Annotated in this window: 15 protein-coding genes and 1 pseudogene; 9 read left to right on the top strand and 7 right to left on the bottom strand. The window is 62.1% G+C overall.

The genetic code is table 11. The features are described from left to right. The 3 genes and pseudogenes from H145_RS23980 to H145_RS0105740 form a co-directional block, all read right to left on the bottom strand. Positions 1–193, bottom strand: a pseudogene (locus tag H145_RS23980) (IS982 family transposase); the annotation flags it as partial. Between the two features lie 112 nt (positions 194–305). Further along, complete coding sequence (gene recR, locus H145_RS0105745) at positions 306–920, bottom strand: recombination mediator RecR (protein WP_019947187.1); 615 nt, start codon at positions 918–920, stop codon at positions 306–308. Positions 921–1,014: 94 nt separating this feature from the next. After that, on the bottom strand, positions 1,015–1,296 hold the full coding sequence (locus H145_RS0105740) for an ATP-dependent Clp protease adaptor ClpS (RefSeq protein WP_019947186.1): 282 nt from the start codon (positions 1,294–1,296) through the stop codon (positions 1,015–1,017). Between the two features lie 208 nt (positions 1,297–1,504). On the opposite strand from H145_RS0105740, the gene H145_RS0105735 reads away from it, so the two are divergent. Genes H145_RS0105735 through H145_RS0105725 form a run of 3 tightly spaced genes read left to right on the top strand, consistent with a single transcriptional unit; the run spans position 1,505 to position 5,108 of the window. Further along, a complete protein-coding gene (locus H145_RS0105735) occupies positions 1,505–3,703 on the top strand; it encodes a S9 family peptidase (protein ID WP_019947185.1) in 2,199 nt (732 codons plus the stop codon). A gap of 38 nt (positions 3,704–3,741) precedes the next feature. Continuing rightward, positions 3,742–4,299, top strand: coding sequence for a hypothetical protein (locus H145_RS0105730; RefSeq protein WP_019947184.1), 558 nt, complete (start codon positions 3,742–3,744; stop codon positions 4,297–4,299). Positions 4,300–4,328: 29 nt separating this feature from the next. Beyond that, entirely contained in the window at positions 4,329–5,108 is a 780-nt protein-coding gene (locus H145_RS0105725) for a hypothetical protein (RefSeq protein ID WP_157541227.1), read from the top strand. A 95-nt stretch (positions 5,109–5,203) separates the two neighbouring features. Here the strand turns inward: H145_RS0105725 and H145_RS0105720 are convergent, their stop codons facing one another. Both H145_RS0105720 and H145_RS0105715 read right to left on the bottom strand, forming a co-directional pair. After that, positions 5,204–5,842, bottom strand: a complete 639-nt coding sequence (locus H145_RS0105720; protein WP_019947182.1) for a YceI family protein — start codon at positions 5,840–5,842, stop codon at positions 5,204–5,206. 52 nt (positions 5,843–5,894) lie between these two features. After that, positions 5,895–6,344 (bottom strand): MarR family winged helix-turn-helix transcriptional regulator, encoded by a 450-nt coding sequence (locus tag H145_RS0105715; protein ID WP_019947181.1) that lies wholly within the window; start codon positions 6,342–6,344, stop codon positions 5,895–5,897. Between the two features lie 175 nt (positions 6,345–6,519). Here H145_RS0105715 and H145_RS0105710 point away from each other — a divergent pair, with 175 nt between their 5' ends. After that, on the top strand, positions 6,520–7,092 hold the full coding sequence (locus tag H145_RS0105710) for a DUF6799 domain-containing protein (protein ID WP_019947180.1): 573 nt from the start codon (positions 6,520–6,522) through the stop codon (positions 7,090–7,092). 138 nt (positions 7,093–7,230) lie between these two features. On the opposite strand, the gene H145_RS0105705 is transcribed toward H145_RS0105710, so the two are convergent. Next, positions 7,231–8,271, bottom strand: coding sequence for an enolase C-terminal domain-like protein (locus H145_RS0105705; protein ID WP_019947179.1), 1,041 nt, complete (start codon positions 8,269–8,271; stop codon positions 7,231–7,233). Between the two features lie 149 nt (positions 8,272–8,420). Between H145_RS0105705 and H145_RS0105700 the strand changes: the two genes are divergently transcribed. From H145_RS0105700 to H145_RS0105680, 5 genes are all read left to right on the top strand, one after another. Next, positions 8,421–9,842, top strand: a complete 1,422-nt coding sequence (locus H145_RS0105700; RefSeq protein ID WP_019947178.1) for a dicarboxylate/amino acid:cation symporter — start codon at positions 8,421–8,423, stop codon at positions 9,840–9,842. 283 nt (positions 9,843–10,125) lie between these two features. Then, positions 10,126–10,809: a hypothetical protein gene (locus H145_RS0105695; RefSeq protein ID WP_019947177.1), complete on the top strand. Its 684-nt coding sequence runs from the start codon at positions 10,126–10,128 to the stop codon at positions 10,807–10,809. A 236-nt stretch (positions 10,810–11,045) separates the two neighbouring features. Further along, positions 11,046–12,692, top strand: coding sequence for a CTP synthase (locus H145_RS0105690; RefSeq protein ID WP_051102975.1), 1,647 nt, complete (start codon positions 11,046–11,048; stop codon positions 12,690–12,692). A 261-nt stretch (positions 12,693–12,953) separates the two neighbouring features. Next, a complete protein-coding gene (yidC, locus tag H145_RS20120; RefSeq protein WP_071595130.1) occupies positions 12,954–14,858 on the top strand; it encodes a membrane protein insertase YidC in 1,905 nt (634 codons plus the stop codon). 162 nt (positions 14,859–15,020) lie between these two features. Next, a complete protein-coding gene (locus tag H145_RS0105680) occupies positions 15,021–15,521 on the top strand; it encodes a DUF6438 domain-containing protein (RefSeq protein WP_019947174.1) in 501 nt (166 codons plus the stop codon). A 160-nt stretch (positions 15,522–15,681) separates the two neighbouring features. Here H145_RS0105680 and H145_RS0105675 read toward each other — a convergent pair whose 3' ends face one another. Then, positions 15,682–16,431, bottom strand: a complete 750-nt coding sequence (locus tag H145_RS0105675) for a superoxide dismutase (protein WP_019947173.1) — start codon at positions 16,429–16,431, stop codon at positions 15,682–15,684. Positions 16,432–16,510: the final 79 nt, after the last annotated feature.

The raw sequence follows: 16,510 nt of genomic DNA, 5'->3' as shown, positions 1-16,510 counted from the left end.
CCCAATGCTGCTCCATGTAGTGCTTGGCCACCACCAGGTTGCCGCCAAAAAAGCGGGCCGCTACCAGGGCCGTGGTCAGCACCTGCGCATCGGTCAAACGGCGGCCCGAAGCCGGTAGCGGGCTGCCGGCGGGACGCGTAAAACGAATCAAATCATCGAGAACACAGTACATTGCAACGGTCTGTTCGCGCATGGTCGGCAGGGCTTGAAGGGGTCGAATACTTCAAACCTAGGCTGTTCAAGCCGAACAGACCTTTTTTTTGGCCCCGCTATACCCCGCAACTTGGGTTTGCTACGCTCCTGCCCTACAACGCCTGGCGCTGACGGTCGACGATGCTGCGGCCGAGCGTGATTTCGTCGGCGTACTCCAGCTCGCCGCCCATCGGAATGCCACGAGCGATGCTGCTAAGGTGCAACTCGGGCTGGTCGCGCAGCTTGCGCGAGAGGTAAAAGGCCGTGGTGTCGCCCTCCATGGTGGGGCTGATGGCCAGGATAACCTCGCGGATTTCGGAACCCTCGCGCGTCACGCGCTCCAGCAGCGAGTCGATGGTCAGGTCGCCGGGGCCGATGCCTTCAATGGGCGAAATGACGCCGCCCAGCACGTGGTACATACCCTGGTACTGGGCCGTGTTTTCGATGGCAATGACGTCGCGGATGTCCGACACCACGCACACCGTGCTCTGGTCGCGCAGGTGGTTGGCGCAGATGGCGCACTCGGGCGTGTCGGAAATGTTGTGGCAGGTGTCGCAGTAGCGAATCTCGAAGCGCATTTTGGCCAGCGCCTCGGCCAGCGAGGCGGTGGTGTCGGTTTCGGCCTTCAGCAGGTGCAGGGCCAGCCGCAGGGCCGTTTTTTTACCCACCCCCGGCAGCTTCGAGAGCTCCCCGACGGCGTTTTCAATTAGCTTGGAAGGAAATTCCATGTAGTTTAGCTACAAGCTACAAGCTGCAAGCTGCAAGCTTTTACTTTCCGCAACAGAAAGCTTGTGGCTTGTGGCTTGCAGCTTGTAGCTCAGATTAGATTACATCGGCCGAAATGCCGCGGTCGTGGATGGCGGTGCACATGCCGGCCAGCTCGTCGTAGCTGCCGTGCTTGACGGTGCACTGGCCTTTGTAGTGGATGAGGAGCGTACATTGCTCGGCCTGCTCGGGCTGGTGGCCGCACACATCAACCAAGGTTTTGATGACGTGGTCGAAGGTGTTATGGTCGTCGTTGTACACGATGAGGTCGCGCACGTCAATCGTCTCTTCCAGAAGCAGTACGTCCTCGTCGTACTCGATATGCGGGTTGCTGTTCATGGCACAAAAATACGGAAAACCGGCCAGAAAACTGGCTGCTACGCCCCTGGCAGCCGGGTATAACAGGCTGAAACCCCGATTCGTTTCCGCCCGCTGAAAAGATTGCGCTAGGCCCCGGTGGCGCCGGCACCGGGGCCCGGCCGACGGCCGGCGGGCACGAAATCTGCCGTAATTTCCCGGCTCCAACCGTTTAGTTATCCGTTTCCGCATGCCCTACTCTCCTACCCGCGCCCGGCAGTTCCGGCCGGCGCTGCTGCTGCTGTTGCTGTTTCCGCTGCTGGCCGGCTGGCCCGCCCAGGCCCAGCAGAAGCAGCTTACCATGGCCGACGCGTTTCTCAACCGCAGCCTGCAACCCGAAAACCTGCGCCAATTCAGCTGGATTCCGGATTCCAAAGACGAATACAGCTACCTGCGCCCCACCACCAACGGCCCCGATGAACTGGTGCGCGGCGCAGTAGGCGCCCCGCTACGGCCGGTGCTCACGCTGGCCGAGTTGAACCAGGCCCTGCAGGCCGCCGGCGCCCCCGCCAGCGCGGCCACCAGCTTCCCAACCATCACTTGGGTTGATGCCAACACGCTGCTCGTCACGCGCCAAAGCAGCGTGTATCGCCTGAACACCGCCACCAAGCAGGCCAGCCGGGCTTTTGGCTACGATGCCGCCGCCGAGAACGTGGAGCTGGACCCGACCCGCACCCGCGCCGCCTACACCAAAGCCCAGAACCTATACGTGTCGCTGGCCGGCCGCGAAAACGAGGCCGTGACCACCGAAACCAACCCCAACGTTTTGAACGGGCAGGCGGCCCACCGCTCGGAGTTCGGCATCACGAAGGGCACCTTCTGGAGCCCCACGGGCCGCCGGTTGGCCTTCTACCGCATGGACCAGACGATGGTAACCGGCTACCCGCTCGTGGACCTGACCAGCACGCCGGCCCGCGAAAAGGTGTTCCGCTACCCCATGGCCGGCGACACCAGCCACCAGGTAACCGTGGGCGTGTACGACCTGAACAGCCGCCGCACGGTGTTTCTGCAGACCGGCGAGCCGCGCGAGCAGTACCTGACCAACCTGAGCTGGAGCCCCGATGAGCAGCGCATTTACCTGGCCGTGCTCAACCGCGACCAGAACCATATGCGCTTCAACGAGTACGATGCCACGACCGGCGCCTTCATCAAGACGCTGTTCGAGGAGAAATCGACCACCGACTTTGTGGAGCCCCTGCACGCGGCGCAGTTCGTGCCCGGCCACCCCGACCAGTTTCTGTGGCGCAGTCAGCGCGACGGTTACGAGCATTTGTATCTGTACAACACCAGCGGCAAGCTGCTGCGCCAGCTCACCAAAGGCCCCTGGCAGGTAACCGACGTGCTGGGCTTCGGCGACAAAAACCGTGAGGTAATCTTCCAGAGCACCGCCGCCAGCCCCCTGCAGCGGCGCATTTACGCCGTGAAGCTCAGCAATGGCGCGGTGCGCGAGCTGACGCCCACGGCCGGCACCCACACAGCCACGCTCAGCCCCACGGGCCGGCAGCTGCTCGATGTGTTCAGCAGCACCAGCACGCCCCGCCTGATTTCGGTGGTGGACGTGGCCGGCGCCAAGGTGCGCCAGACGCTGCTGACGGCCCCCAACCCGCTGGCCGGCTACCAGCTCGGCGAAACCAAAATGGTGACAATCAAGGCCGCCGACGGCACCACCGACCTCTACGGCCGCCTCATCACGCCGCCCAATTTCGACCCGGCCAAAAAGTACCCCGTAGTAGTGTATCTCTACGGCGGCCCCCACGTGCAGCTCGTGACCGACTCGTGGCTCGGCGGCGCCAACCTCTGGATGGAGCTGATGGCCCAGAAGGGCTACGTAATGTTTACCATCGATTCGCGGGGCTCGGGCAACCGCGGTTCGGCCTTCGAGCGGGCCACGTTCCGCCAGCTGGGCACGGTGGAAATGCAGGACCAGCTGCGGGGCGTGGAGTATCTGAAGAGCCTGCCCTTCGTGGACCAGAGCCGTTTGGGCGTGCACGGCTGGAGCTTCGGCGGGTTTATGACGACCACGCTCATGACCCGCAGCCCCGGCACGTTTAAGGTGGGCGTGGGCGGCGGCCCGGTTATCGACTGGCGCATGTACGAAATCATGTACACCGAGCGCTACATGGATACGCCCCAGCAGAACCCCGAGGGCTACAAAACAGCCAACCTGCTCAACTACGTAGATAAGCTGCAGGGCAAGCTACTGCTCATCCACGGCACCGTCGACGACGTAGTGGTGTGGCAGCACAGCCTCAACTACCTCAAGGCCGCCGTCGATAAGGGCGTGCAGCTCGACTACTTCGTGTACCCCGGCCACCCGCACAACGTCGGCGGCAAAGACCGCGTCCACCTCTACCAGAAGATTACCGATTACTTCGACGACCACCTGTAGGTCCGCCCGCTGCCTCTTACCCGTTACGCTCCTTCGCTATGCCCGTCCCGTCCGCCGACTTCAAGCGCGCCCTCAAACAGCTCTCCGAGAAGGAAAAGGAAGCCCTGCTGCTGCGGGCGGCCCGCCGCGACGCCGAGCTGTACGACACGCTCTGCTTCGAGCTGCTGCCCGACGTGGATGCGGCCACGGTGTACGAGCAGGCCTCCGACCAGATTCATGAGCTGTTTGCGGTGGGCGCCACCGGCCGGCTGCTCAACCGCAGCCTCACCAAGGCGCTGAGCAAAACGGTGAAGGAGGTGGCCCGCGCCCGCCGCATCACCAAGGACAAGCGGCTGGAAATCGACCTGAACCTGTACGCGCTGCGCCACATCTTCGAGAACTACACGGGCCAGTTCGAGAGCCCCTACGCGGGCTTTTTCACGGCCACGGCCCGGCTGGCGGCCCGCACCACCCAGCTGGTCCAGAAAAACCTGCACGAAGACCTCTGGCTCGAATACAAGGCCGACCTCGACGATTTCCTGACCCAGCTGCACGCCCGCAGTAAAAGCCGCAGCCTCAAGTTCGAGCTGCCCCGCGAACTGGAATTGCCGGACTAACGAATTTCTTGCGAAGAAATAGCCGCCTTATGTTTCGACCTTACGCCTTACTCCCCGCCTGGCTTGTGCTGGGAGCCCTGGCTGCCTGCTCGCCCGATGGGGGCCCCACCCGTCCTGCCGCCGCCACTTCACCAGCAGCCAGCGCCGCTCCCGACACGGCTGCCCTGCGACGGGCGAGGCAACAGTTTCGGGTCCACTACAACGCCCCCGTCGACCTCGATAGCAGCGCGTTTTATTGTGTGCCCGTTTCGGTGCTGCCGCTGGAAGCGGGGGGCCGGGATAAGCTGTTATCCAGCAGCTCATACGATGGATACGGAAGTAGCTCGGGCAACATTATCGGCACTTGTTACAATGTCCTGTTCTTCGAGAAGGAAACCGGCCGGCAGCGGCCCTTACTTCCGCATAGCCGCTTCGTACTAGCGGAAATACACGATGCCAACGAGCCTGACTCCCCCTGGCCCTACCTGTTCTATACTATTATCAAGGCTGATACTAACCGCGACGGGGAGCAGAACCCGAACGACGCCAGCTGCCTGTTCGTCTCCGACCGCGCCGGCCGGCAATTGCACCAGCTCACGCCTGATAGCACCCAACTCGGCAGCCGTTACATCATTCCCAAAACCAGCGTACTGCTGGTGGAAGTGCGTCCTGATACCGACCACAACGGCCAGTTCAACAACGCCGACGTGCCCTATTGGCTGCGCTTCGACTTGCGAAACCTGGGCCAGCCGCCCGCCCGGCACCCCAATGACAGCCTCAGCAACGAGATGCAGCAGCAGATGTTGCTCCGCCAGATTCGCTCAAAATAGACCTGTTTAGAAACAGCAAAAGGCCCCGCAACGATTGTTGCGGGGCCTTTTTATGGCTACAACCTAAGCCCTGGGCCTAAGCTCAAAGCACCAGATTACTTCTTGGCAATCACGTTGAAATCGAGCGTGAACTCGTCCATGATGGCCTTGTCGCCGATGCTTTCGAAGAACGACTTGGAGCCGTACTTGATGTCGAACTTGGTGCGGTCGATGGTGGCTACGCCGGTGGCCGAGGCCAGGCCGCCCTTCACGCCGGTTTTGGCCGGGAAGCTGATGCGCTGGGTGATGCCCTTGATGGTGAGGTCGCCGGTAACGGTGGAGTTGTTGCCCTTGGCGTCGCCGCGCAGGGGCGTGATGCTGGTGATGGTGAAGGTGGAAGTGGCGTTCTTATCGATGCTGAAGAAGTCGTCGGAACGCAGGTGGCCCACCAGCTTGGCGTTGGAATCGGCGTCCTTCAAATCCTCCACTTTCAGCGAGGTCATGTCGACCACGAATTTGCCGCCCACAATCTGGTTGCCGCGCACGGCGATGCTGCCGTCCTGGAACTGCATGGTGCCGTTGTGGGCGCCGGTTACTTTTTTACCGATCCAGCCCAACGTGCTCAGCTGGGGCTGCAGCTTGTAGCTGGCGGCGGCGGTTTGGGTGGCGGCGGCTTTGGCTTTTTTCTGGGCCGAGGCCGGGGCGGCAGCCAGCAACGAGGCGGCCAGCAGGGCGGGCAGGAAGAACTTGTTCATGATGAAAAATGATGGTGGTGAAAAGAGGAAATGTGCAGTTAAGATGTGGCCGCTAGTCGCGGATTTTGTCGAGTAGGGTGCTGAGCTGGGCGGCTTCGGCGGGCGCGAGGTTCTGTACCCCCAGCCGCTGGTCGGCCATGGCGGCATCGAGCTGCACCAGCAGCGCCAGCCCGGCCTCGCTGATGCGGATATCGACGGCGCGGCGGTTGCCGGGGCACACCCGGCGCGTTACCAGCTCCTTGGCTTCGAGCTTATCGACGATGCGCGAGGCGTTGCTGGTTTTGTCGAGCATGCGCTCAATGAGCAGGTTGACGGTAGCGGGCTTGGGGTGCTGGCCGCGCAGAATCCGCAGGATGTTGAACTGCGGCAGCGTGAGGCCGAACTGCTTGAAAAAGGCGCTTTGCTGCTGCTGCAGCCAGTTAGCCGTAAAAATCAGGTTGATGTAGGCCTTCTGAAAGTCGTCGCGGAAGGCGGCTTGTTTGATTTCGTCCTCAATCTTCATGGGCAGCAGGGAAAAGCGGAACTGGCCGCAAATATATGTACATACATTTAATATTCCGCACCGGTTCCGCGCCGGCGTGGCGGCTGCCCGGCAACAACCGCGCCGCCCGGCCCAACGCGGCGGCCCGAATGCCGTAAGCACCTGCATTCTCCGCCTAACCTTTATTCCCGAATCCATGAAAAAAATATTCTGCGCCCTGCTGCTGAGCCTGGCCGCCGCCCCTGCCCTGCACGCCCAAACCAAGCCCGCCACCCAGGTAGCCGGCCCCGTCGAAACCTCGCCTACCGACCGCTTTATGCTGCAAAACGGCGAAGTGGTGCTGGTGAAGGGCAAGCGCCCCACGCCGCTCACCAAAAACGTGCTGCTGAGCAACGGCACCAAAATCAACTATAAAAGCGGCATTGTGGAGCTGCCCGGCGGCAAAATCACGACCCTTAAAGAGGGCGACTACGTGCGGCCCAACGGCGATATTGTGTTCGGCTCGCCGGCCAGCGCCGCCCAGGCCCGCGGCGACAACTCGGTGCCCGCCACCGCCGAGTTCAACACCTACGTCGACCCGCGTCCGGCCCCCGGCAACGCCGCCGCCATGGAAACCCGCCTGAACGAGATGAACGACAAAATCGGCCTCATGGCGCAGAAAATCGGCCTGCTCAACCAGAAAATCAGCCTGCTCAGCACCGGCGGCAAGTCGGCCGACACTTCAACTTTGGATAGCCAGATTCAGGCCATTGATGGGAAGCTGAAGTAAGCTGTAAGAACTGGAGGCCGGGTTGAAATTGCCTGTCATCCTGAGCTTGCGAAGGACCTATACAGAAGACATTACCTAAGATTGCCTTCTGTATAGGTCCTTCGCAAGCTCAGGATGACAGGCGTTTTCTGACTTCCCTCAGTTCCCCGGCCCCTCAACCAACAACCCGTTTTCTTCCCGCACCATGCCAAACGGCTCGTCGCGGACCACCCAGAAACCGTCGAGGTCGCACACGTCGGCCAGGGCGCTGATTTGCAGGGCCGACCAGATGCCGAGCGAGGTTTCGACCATGCAGCCGAGCATGGTTTGCAGGCCTTGGGCGCGGGTTTCGCGCAGGATGCGCAGGCCGTTGAGGTAGCCGCCGGCCTTCATCAGTTTCATGTTCACGCCATCGAACTGCCGGGCAATGTCGGCGAAGTCGGCCTCGTCGGTCACCGATTCGTCGGCGAAAACGGGGCAGCCAAGCTGGCCTTTGAGGGCGCGGTAGTCGGCAGCACAGGCGGCGGGCAGCGGCTGTTCGAGCAGGCGCACCTGCAGGCCGGGCAGGCGCCGGATTTGCTCCCAGCTCTGGCGCAGGCTGTCGGCGTCGGGCCAGGCCTCGTTGCCGTCGATGATGAGCGGGTGGCCGGGCAGCAGGCGCGTCACTTCGCGCAGCAAATCCAGTCCTCCTTCGCGGTTCACCTTTATTTTCAGCAGCGGAAAGCGGCTTAAATCCTGCTCGCGCACGAAATCGGCCACGGCACCCGGCGCCATAATGGGCAGCGTGGCGGCCGTGGGTACCGGGCCGGGGCGGGCCGGCACGCCCAGTAGCTCGGGCACCGCAAGGCCCCGCCGGGCGGCCTCGCGGTGCACAAACGCCGATTCGAGGGCGAAGCGCAGGGCGGCGGCGGGCTGGTGCTGGTTCAGGAAATCGGTTAGCTCGGCCAGGGTTTCGCACTGGCCCAGGCCAGCCACTTGCAGCTGAGCAAACTCCTGCTGCAGGCGCTCGGGCGTTTCGTGGTAGCGGATGTTGGGGGCCGCCTCGCCGCGGCCGCTGTAGCCGTGGCCGCTTACTTCGAGCAACATATTGGTTTTGCTGTCGGAGGCGTTGCGGGCAATTTTCCAGGTGAAGCGCAACGGCAGTTGCAGGGGCGTGAGCGTCCAGGTGAGCATGGGGCGGGGCGGCCGGATGGTGGGCAAGCCGCGGCCGAAGCTACGGGTTCGGCCGCGTTTCTTTGGCCGGGCCGCCTATATTTGTCGGAAGTGGCTTTTGCAGCCTCTGCAAGTTCCGCGCTTCATCCCTCCTCCCACCAAACCGGCGGGCGCGCGCCCCGCGTCTGCACTTCTGCATGAAACTATCCCGACTCACGCTGCTGGTCCTCGTCCTGTCCGTGCTGGCCGCCGGCCTCACGGTGCTGGCCAGCCGCACCCCGGCCCTGCTCGACCCCACAGTGGCACTGGCCGCCCGCTGGCTCTTCCTGGCCGCCCTCACCTGGATGGCCTGGCAGCGCCGCTCGCTCACGTTCTGGATTGTCATCAGCATGTTTGTGGGGGCCGAAATCGGCAACGACTTCCCGGCCATGGCCGTGAACCTGAAGGTGCTCAGTGACGTGTTCCTGCGCCTCGTAAAAACCATTATTGCGCCGCTGGTATTCGCCACGCTCGTGGTAGGCATTGCCGGCCACGCCGACCTCAAGCAGGTGGGCCGCATGGGCATCAAGGCCCTGGTGTACTTCGAAGTCGTGACGACCTTCGCCCTGTTCATCGGCCTGGCCGCCATCAACCTGACCAAGGCCGGCGCCGGCATCGACCGCACCGGCATTGCCGCCGATATGGAGGAACTGCAGACCGTGGAGCAAACCACCAGCGACATTATTCTGCACATTTTCCCCGAAAACATTGCCAAGTCGGTGGCCAACGGCGAGGTGCTGCAAGTGGTGGTGTTTGCCATTATTTTCGCCATCGGTCTGGCCATGGTGCACCAGCGCCACCGCCAGCCCCTGCTCACGGTTACCGAGAGCCTGTCGGAGGTGATGTTCAAGTTCACCAACGTGGTGATGTATTTCGCGCCCATCGGGGTGGGTGGCGCCATTGCCTACACGGTGGGCAAAATGGGCTTCGGACCGTTGTTTAATGCGTTTCAGCTCTTACTGACCCTGTATGCGGCGCTGGTGGTGTTCGTGCTGGTGGTGCTGCTGCCGGTGGCCCTCATTGCCCGCCTGCCCGTGATGCGCATCGTGAAAGCCATTGCCGAGCCGGTGAGTATTGCCTTCGCCACTACCTCGTCGGAGGCCGCCCTGCCGCGGGCCATGGAGGCCATGGAAGGCGTGGGCGTACCGCGCCGCATTGTGGCCTTCGTGATGCCGACGGGCTACTCGTTCAACCTCGACGGCACCACGCTCTACCTCTCGCTGGCAGCCGTGTTCGTGGCCCAGGCGGCGGGCGTCGATTTGAGCTGGGGCCAGCAGCTGGTGATGGTGTTCACGCTCATGCTCACCAGCAAGGGCGTGGCCGGCGTGCCCCGCGCCTCGCTCGTGATTCTGCTGGCCACGGTGGCCTCGTTCAACCTGCCCGCCTGGCCGGTGTTCATCATTCTGGGTATTGATGCGCTCATGGACATGGCCCGCACGGCCGTGAACGTGGCCGGTAACTGCCTGGCCTCGGCCGTAGTGGCCCGCTGGGAAGGCGAGTTCATCGACAACTACGTGGCCCCCGACCCGGTTGACGACCTAGCCGAAGCCGACAGCGCGCTGGTGCAGCACGGCCACTAGGGTTAGCTGTTAGCTGTTAGCTGTTAGCTGTTAGCTGTTAGCTGTTAGCTGATTGTACGTTATTCGGGCAAGTTTGCCAAAAAAGTCCCGCTGGTTTTGCACCGGCGGGACTTTTTTTTGTGCAAAAGGCAGAAGCTTTCCGGCTATCGGCAGGAAGTGCTATTTTTTGTTTTTGGAGTGAAAATTCCGGGTTTTATTTCGCCGGACTGCTGCAGTCAATTCCCTGGCTTTCCCCGTATTTTTGCATTTCTATCTGACTAGCAGCTTTCTGACTACTTCGCATATGCAGCAATTATACCGCGCCACCTGTATCCTGCTCCTGGGCGGCCTGAGCCTGGGCAGCTGTAAATCGACGGAGAAGGCCGTGTTCCGTACTATCCGCTCGAACAACTCGGTAGCGCTGGGCACGCTGCCCAAGCTCGAACCCGTAGTGGATGCCGGCCCGCTCACGACCAACTCGGAAGACGGCTACCCCGAAGACCCGGGCAAAGTGTTCCGGCAGGAGCTTTCCTATCATCTGGCCGAATCGGCCGCCACGGGCCTCGATGTGGGCCTCGACAGCGTGCAATACGGCTACGCCAAGCTCCAGATTACGCAGGCCCAGCAGCAGCGCACGGGCCGGGTTCTGCAGGCTTTCCAGCTCCTGACGCTGATGACGCCCAGCCTGCTGGGCATCCCGCTGGAGTGGTACCGCACCGATTTGCAGGCCGAAGTGCAGATTATCGACGCCCGCGGCGAGGTTATCGGCACCTACACCGGCCGGGGCCGTAGCAAGGTGCGCGTAGCCATGTACCACGGCTACGGCCAGGGCCACGGCCACGCCGCCCGCCTCGCCGACGTGCAAAGCCTGCGCCTGGCCCTCGACCAGATCCGGCCCCAGCTGGAAGAAGCCGCCGACACGCTGCGCCAGCAGCTGCTCAGCACCGGCCCCGTGCAGGAGGTCATCGGCGTGTCGTCGGTTGAGTAGCGGCGGGGTGATGAGGTGAGGAGAAAAAGGCTGTCATCCTGAGCGGAGCGAAGGACCTTCTTACGGCAGCACAAAAGCAACAACGATTCGTGCTGCCGTAAGAAGGTCCTTCGCTCCGCTCAGGATGACAGCCGTTTCTCATCACTCCTTCCCCCACCACCCCAAGCCCTATAACCTAAAATAACTCCTTTGCAACGGCCCGCGGGTGGAGATAAAGGTTACCTTTGTTTCCCGTTATGCCAGACCGAAATTCCACTTCCGCGGCTGCAACGGCCAAGTACATTTTCGTAACGGGCGGCGTTACGTCGTCATTGGGTAAGGGCATCATCTCGGCCTCGCTGGCCAAGCTGCTGCAGGCCCGGGGTTTTCGGGTCACCATCCAGAAGTTCGACCCCTACATCAACATCGACCCCGGCACACTCAACCCCTACGAGCACGGCGAATGCTACGTGACCGACGACGGGGCCGAAACCGACCTCGACCTGGGCCACTACGAGCGGTTCCTGAACGTGCCCACCTCGCAGGCCAACAACGTCACGACGGGCCGCATCTACGACCACGTGATTACCAAGGAGCGCGAGGGCGCCTACCTGGGCAAAACCGTGCAGGTCGTGCCCCACATCACCGACGAAATCAAGCGGCGCATGCTGCTGCTGGGCCAGACGGGCCAGTTCGACGTGGTGATTACCGAAATCGGAGGCTCGATTGGCGACATTGAAAGCCTGCCCTTCGTCGAGTCGGTGCGGCAGCTGCGCTGGGAGCTGCCCGAGAGCAGCTCGCTCGTGATTCACCTCACGCTGCTGCCCTACCTCAAGGCGGCCGGCGAGCTTAAAACCAAGCCCACCCAGCACTCGGTGCGCGATTTGCGCAGCGCCGGTTTGCAGCCCGATATTCTGGTGTGCCGCTCCGAATACCCGATTCCGGCCGATATGCGCCGCAAAATCGCGCTCTTCTGCAACGTCAACATCAATTCGGTTATCGAAAGCCTCGACGCCGACAGCATCTACTCGGTGCCGCTGCTCATGCTCAAAGAGCACCTCGATGAGCGCGTTATCAAGAAGCTCAACCTGAAAGGCGGCGCCGCCCAGCCCGACCTGGAGCTGTGGAAGGACTTTCTGGGCCGGCTGAAAAACCCGACCGAGGAAGTGACGATTGCGCTGGTGGGCAAGTACGTGGAGCTGCCCGACGCCTACAAATCCATCATCGAGGCCTTCATTCATGCCGGCGCTCAGAACGAGTGCAAGGTGACGGTGCGCAGCATCCAGAGCGACCACCTGACGGCCGACAACGTGGCCCAGCAGCTGGCCGGCGTGCACGGCGTACTGGTGGCGCCCGGTTTTGGCGAGCGGGGTTTCGAGGGCAAGATTGCCGCCGTGCAGTACGTGCGCGAAAACGGCATCCCCTTCTTTGGCATCTGTTTGGGCATGCAGGTAGCGGTGGTGGAGTTTGCGCGCAACGTGCTGGGGCTGAAGCAGGCCTCTTCGACGGAAATGGACGCGCAGACGCCCGACCCCGTAATTGCCATGATGGAGGAGCAGAAAACCATCACCCAGAAAGGCGGCACCATGCGCCTGGGGGCCTACGACTGCGAATTGCGCCGGGGCTCGAAAGCGGCCAAAGCCTACGGCCGCAACCACATCAGTGAGCGGCACCGCCACCGCTACGAGTTCAACAACGATTACCTGGAGCGCTTCGAGGCCGCCGGCATGCAGGCCTCCGGCCGCAACCCCGAAACCGGCCTCGTGGAAGTTGTGGAGTTGCCTAACCACCCGTGGTTTGTGGCCGGCCAGTTCCACCCCGAGCTGAAAAGCACCGTGCTGAGCCCCCACCCGCTGTTTGTGCGCTTCGTGAAAGCGGCCATCCAGTACCGCAAGGGGCTGTAGGGGCCGGGTAATACCTGTCATCCTGAGCTTGCGAAGGACCTATACAGAAGCCATTACCTAAGATTGCCTTCTGTATAGGTCCTTCGCAAGCTCAGGATGATAGCACCTTTGCCCAGCCTTCACACCCCAAATTTCTGCCGCCGAAAAATATTCGGCGCGTAAGTCCGACCTTTGCGGCCGGGTGGCTGGCTTCGGCGGGCGCCCGGCTCTTTATTTTCCGTTGGAAGCGCCTTTGGCGCGGCTCCGCACACCTTTCAGTAAATGGACAGAAATTCAGCAATTGGCCTGTTTTTGATGGCGGCCTTGCTTCTGATTTACCTTCAGTTCGCGCCCAAGCCCGAGCCCGCCGCCGTCGAGCTGGCCAAAACCACCAAGTCGGCTGCTGCGGGCACCGACTCGGCCCGCGCTGCTACGGCCCCGGCCGCGCCCGACTCGGCGCAGCTGGCCAAACAGCTGGGCGCGTTTGCCGCCGTGGCCCAGGGCGAGGCCCAGACCACCGAGCTGAAAAACGAGTTGCTCACCGTTACCTTCTCCTCGAAGGGCGGCCAGCCCCAGGCCGTGCGCCTGCACAAGTACAAAACCTTCGGCGGCCAGCCGCTCGATATTTTTGATGCCCAGAGCGCCCAAATGGATTTGCGCTTCCGCACCATTGGCGGGCAGCAGGTGAAACTCTCCGACCTCTACTTCCGGGCTGAGCCCCAGGGCAGCGGCGGCGTGCGCTTCGTGGCCGACGTGGCCGGCGGGCAGATTGAGCAGACCTACACCCTAGTTCCCGGCTCGTACGAGGTGGGCTACCAGCTGCGCTTTAATGGCCTGAACCAGACCCTGGCCCAGGAGCCGCTCACGTTCACGTTCGTGGATAACGTGCGCCAGACCGAGCAGGACCGCACCCAGAACCGCCACCACACCACCATCAACCGCTACCTCGTGTCGGGCGACCACACGGCGCTGGCCGAAACCAGCGAGAATCCCGAGGAAATCAAGGTAGAGGAGCCGCTGAAATGGGCAGCCCACAAGCACGACTTCTTCATTGCCGGCATCATTGCCGACCACGAGTTTACCTCGGGTCAGCTGAACTCGACGGTGGACAAGAACGATTCGACCTACATCAAGACACTGAGCAGCACGCTCAAAATTCCGGTGACGGATGTGCAGCAGGGCAAGGCCAATTTCCGGTTCTTCTTCGGCCCCAACTCGTTCAACCTGCTCAAGGAAGTGGCGCCCGATTTCGACCGCAACGTGTACCTGGGCTGGGGCTTGTTCCGCTGGGTGAACCGCTTCGTGGTGCTGCCGGTGTTCCACTTTTTGCAGCAGTACATCAGCTCCTATGGCATAATCATCGTGCTGCTGGTGGTGCTTATCAAGCTGGTTACCTGGCCCTTGACGTACAAAACCTACGAGAGCCAGGCCAAGATGAAGGTGCTCAAGCCGGAAATCGACGCCATCAAGGAGAAGTACCCCGATGACCAGATGAAGCAGCAGCAGGAGACGATGAAGCTCAACCAGAGCGTCGGCGTGAATCCGCTCAGCGGCTGCGTGCCGACGCTGCTCACGCTGCCGATTCTGTTTGCCATGTTCCAGTTCTTCCCCAACGCCATCGAGCTGCGGCAGGAACCGTTTTTGTGGGCCCGCGACCTAAGCACCTACGACAGCCCCATTATCCTGCCCTTCGCCCTGCCGTTCATGGGCAGCCACATCAGCCTGTTCACGGTGCTGATGACGCTCTCGACGCTGGCCATGACCTACCAGACGAACCAGAACAACCCCTCGGCCATGCAGGGCCCGATGAAGTTCTACAGCTACCTGATGCCGCTGATTTTCTTCTTCGTGCTCAACAGCTTCGCCGCCGGCCTGACCTGGTACTACCTGGTTTCCAACATCGTAACCATTGGCCAGATGGCTCTGACCCGCAGCTTCATCGACGACGACAAGGTGCGGGCCAAGCTCGAAGCCAACAAGGTGAAGAACAAGGACAAGAAGCCCAGCGGCTTCTCGGCCCGCCTGGCCGACGCCATGAAGGCCGCCCAGGAGCGCGACGCCCAGACCAAAACCGGTGGCAAAAAAGTGGCCGCCAGCAACGACACTGACGCCGACGAGGCCGAGCCCGGCACCGGCGCCGACGACGTGACCAGCCCCAAAAAGCCGCGCAAAACCCGCCGCTCGTAAGCTTTCCGACTTGCTGGATTAACCAAAAAGCCCCGCGCCTCCCAGAGCCGCGGGGCTTTTTGGTGGCAACTGGCCCGAACTTTGGCAAGAGCGTCTGGCCAGGGCGAATTGTTATCTTGACCCGCTTTTCCTTTCTGCTACCCACTGCTTCTCCCCTGCCCCATGCGCGTTTTCCTGCTTCCCCTCCTGACGTTGCTGCTGAGCCTGCCCGCGCTGCCCGCCTGCAAAGCCAACCGCCCCGCTGCTACCGCGCCAACCGCCACCGATAACCGGCAGCCCCAACAAGAGGAGCCGGTGCTGTCATTCGGCCGCACCGAGTGTTTCGGCACCTGCCCCGACTACACCGCCCGCTTTTTTGCCGATGGCCGGGTGGAGTACGAGGGCCGCAAGCATGCGCCCGTGGAAGGCAACCGCACCGTAAAAATCGATCCGGCCATAGTGCAGCAGTTACTGCGCGAGGCCGACCAGATTGGCTTCTACCAAATGCGCGAGGTATACTCCAGCGGCGCCGTCGATTTACCCTCCACCATTCTGCGCATCACCACCGCCAAAGGCAGCAAGAGCGTGCGCGTGGATGATGGCGGCCCCGAAAGCCTCCGGAAGCTATTCGACCGCCTCGACCAGGAAGTAAGAAAGGCCGTGGGCACCGCGGCCGACCGGTAGAGTCTGTTGAAAGTCAAAGCCCGCCTGTCATCCTGAGCGCAGCGAAGGATCTTATCCAGAAGCTATTACTTGATATTAGCTTCTGGATAAGATCCTTCGCTGCGCTCAGGATGACAGGCGGGCTTTGACTTTTTACTTTTTCTCCTTGCCTTCAGAAGGCCTAGCCTTTGCGGGCGGCGTCGTAGCGGCTGCTTACTTCGGGCCAGTTGACAACGCTCCAGAAGTCTTTGATGTAGTCGGGGCGCTTGTTTTGGTGCTTGAGGTAGTAGGCGTGCTCCCACACATCAATGCCCAGCACGGGCATGCCGCGCTGAATGCCGGGCAGGTCCATGAGCGGGTTGTCCTGGTTGGGGGTTGAAGTGACCATGAGCTTGCCGGTTTTCTTGTCGACCATGAGCCAGGCCCAGCCGGAGCCGAAGCGCGAGCCGGCCGCCTTGGTGAACTCCTCGCTGAACTTGTCGAACGAGCCGAAGTCCTTATCGATGGCGGTTTTGAGGTTGCCGGTAGGCTGGCCGCCGCCTTTGGGGGCCATAATCTGCCAGAAGAACGAGTGGTTCCAGTGGCCGCCGGCGTTGTTGCGCACGGCCTCGCTTTGCTTGCTCATCGAGGCCAGCAGCTCGGCCAGGCTCATTTTCTCGGCCGGCGTGCCGGTTACGGCGGCGTTCAGCTTGCTCACGTAACCCTTGTGGTGGGCGTCGTGGTGGATTTCCATCGTGCGGGCGTCGATGTGGGGCTCCAGGGCGTTGAAGGCGTAGGGCAGTGGCGGCAGGGTGAAAGGGCCGTCGGCAATGGGCGTCGCGCGGGCTTCGCGCAGCAGCTTTTCGTCGTGGGCGGCGGCCAGCACGACGGGGCTTACCAGGGCGCCGAGGGCGGTGAGCAGGCCGGTTTTGAGGAAATCACGCTTGAGCATAAGGCAGTTTGTTTTTCTGGGTTTGCTGGTGGTTTTCGGGGTATACGACTCGTTCTGAAGCAGCAGCCCGCCGCAGATA

It is taken from the genome of Hymenobacter aerophilus DSM 13606 (assembly GCF_000382225.1).
GTDB classification, from domain to species: domain Bacteria; phylum Bacteroidota; class Bacteroidia; order Cytophagales; family Hymenobacteraceae; genus Hymenobacter; species Hymenobacter aerophilus.
This window is presented reverse-complemented; position numbering and strand designations above follow the sequence as displayed.

Coding starts and splice junctions, on each gene's coding strand:
- recR (WP_019947187.1), bottom strand. CDS start 920: ATGGAATTTCCTTCCAAGCTAATTGAAAACGCCGTCGGGGAGCTCTCG.
- H145_RS0105720 (WP_019947182.1), bottom strand. CDS start 5,842: ATGAACAAGTTCTTCCTGCCCGCCCTGCTGGCCGCCTCGTTGCTGGCT.
- H145_RS0105740 (WP_019947186.1), bottom strand. CDS start 1,296: ATGAACAGCAACCCGCATATCGAGTACGACGAGGACGTACTGCTTCTG.
- yidC (WP_071595130.1), top strand. CDS start 12,954: ATGGACAGAAATTCAGCAATTGGCCTGTTTTTGATGGCGGCCTTGCTT.
- H145_RS0105680 (WP_019947174.1), top strand. CDS start 15,021: ATGCGCGTTTTCCTGCTTCCCCTCCTGACGTTGCTGCTGAGCCTGCCC.
- H145_RS0105675 (WP_019947173.1), bottom strand. CDS start 16,431: ATGCTCAAGCGTGATTTCCTCAAAACCGGCCTGCTCACCGCCCTCGGC.
- H145_RS0105725 (WP_157541227.1), top strand. CDS start 4,329: ATGTTTCGACCTTACGCCTTACTCCCCGCCTGGCTTGTGCTGGGAGCC.
- H145_RS0105700 (WP_019947178.1), top strand. CDS start 8,421: ATGAAACTATCCCGACTCACGCTGCTGGTCCTCGTCCTGTCCGTGCTG.
- H145_RS0105730 (WP_019947184.1), top strand. CDS start 3,742: ATGCCCGTCCCGTCCGCCGACTTCAAGCGCGCCCTCAAACAGCTCTCC.
- H145_RS0105695 (WP_019947177.1), top strand. CDS start 10,126: ATGCAGCAATTATACCGCGCCACCTGTATCCTGCTCCTGGGCGGCCTG.
- H145_RS0105690 (WP_051102975.1), top strand. CDS start 11,046: ATGCCAGACCGAAATTCCACTTCCGCGGCTGCAACGGCCAAGTACATT.
- H145_RS0105715 (WP_019947181.1), bottom strand. CDS start 6,344: ATGAAGATTGAGGACGAAATCAAACAAGCCGCCTTCCGCGACGACTTT.
- H145_RS0105735 (WP_019947185.1), top strand. CDS start 1,505: ATGCCCTACTCTCCTACCCGCGCCCGGCAGTTCCGGCCGGCGCTGCTG.
- H145_RS0105710 (WP_019947180.1), top strand. CDS start 6,520: ATGAAAAAAATATTCTGCGCCCTGCTGCTGAGCCTGGCCGCCGCCCCT.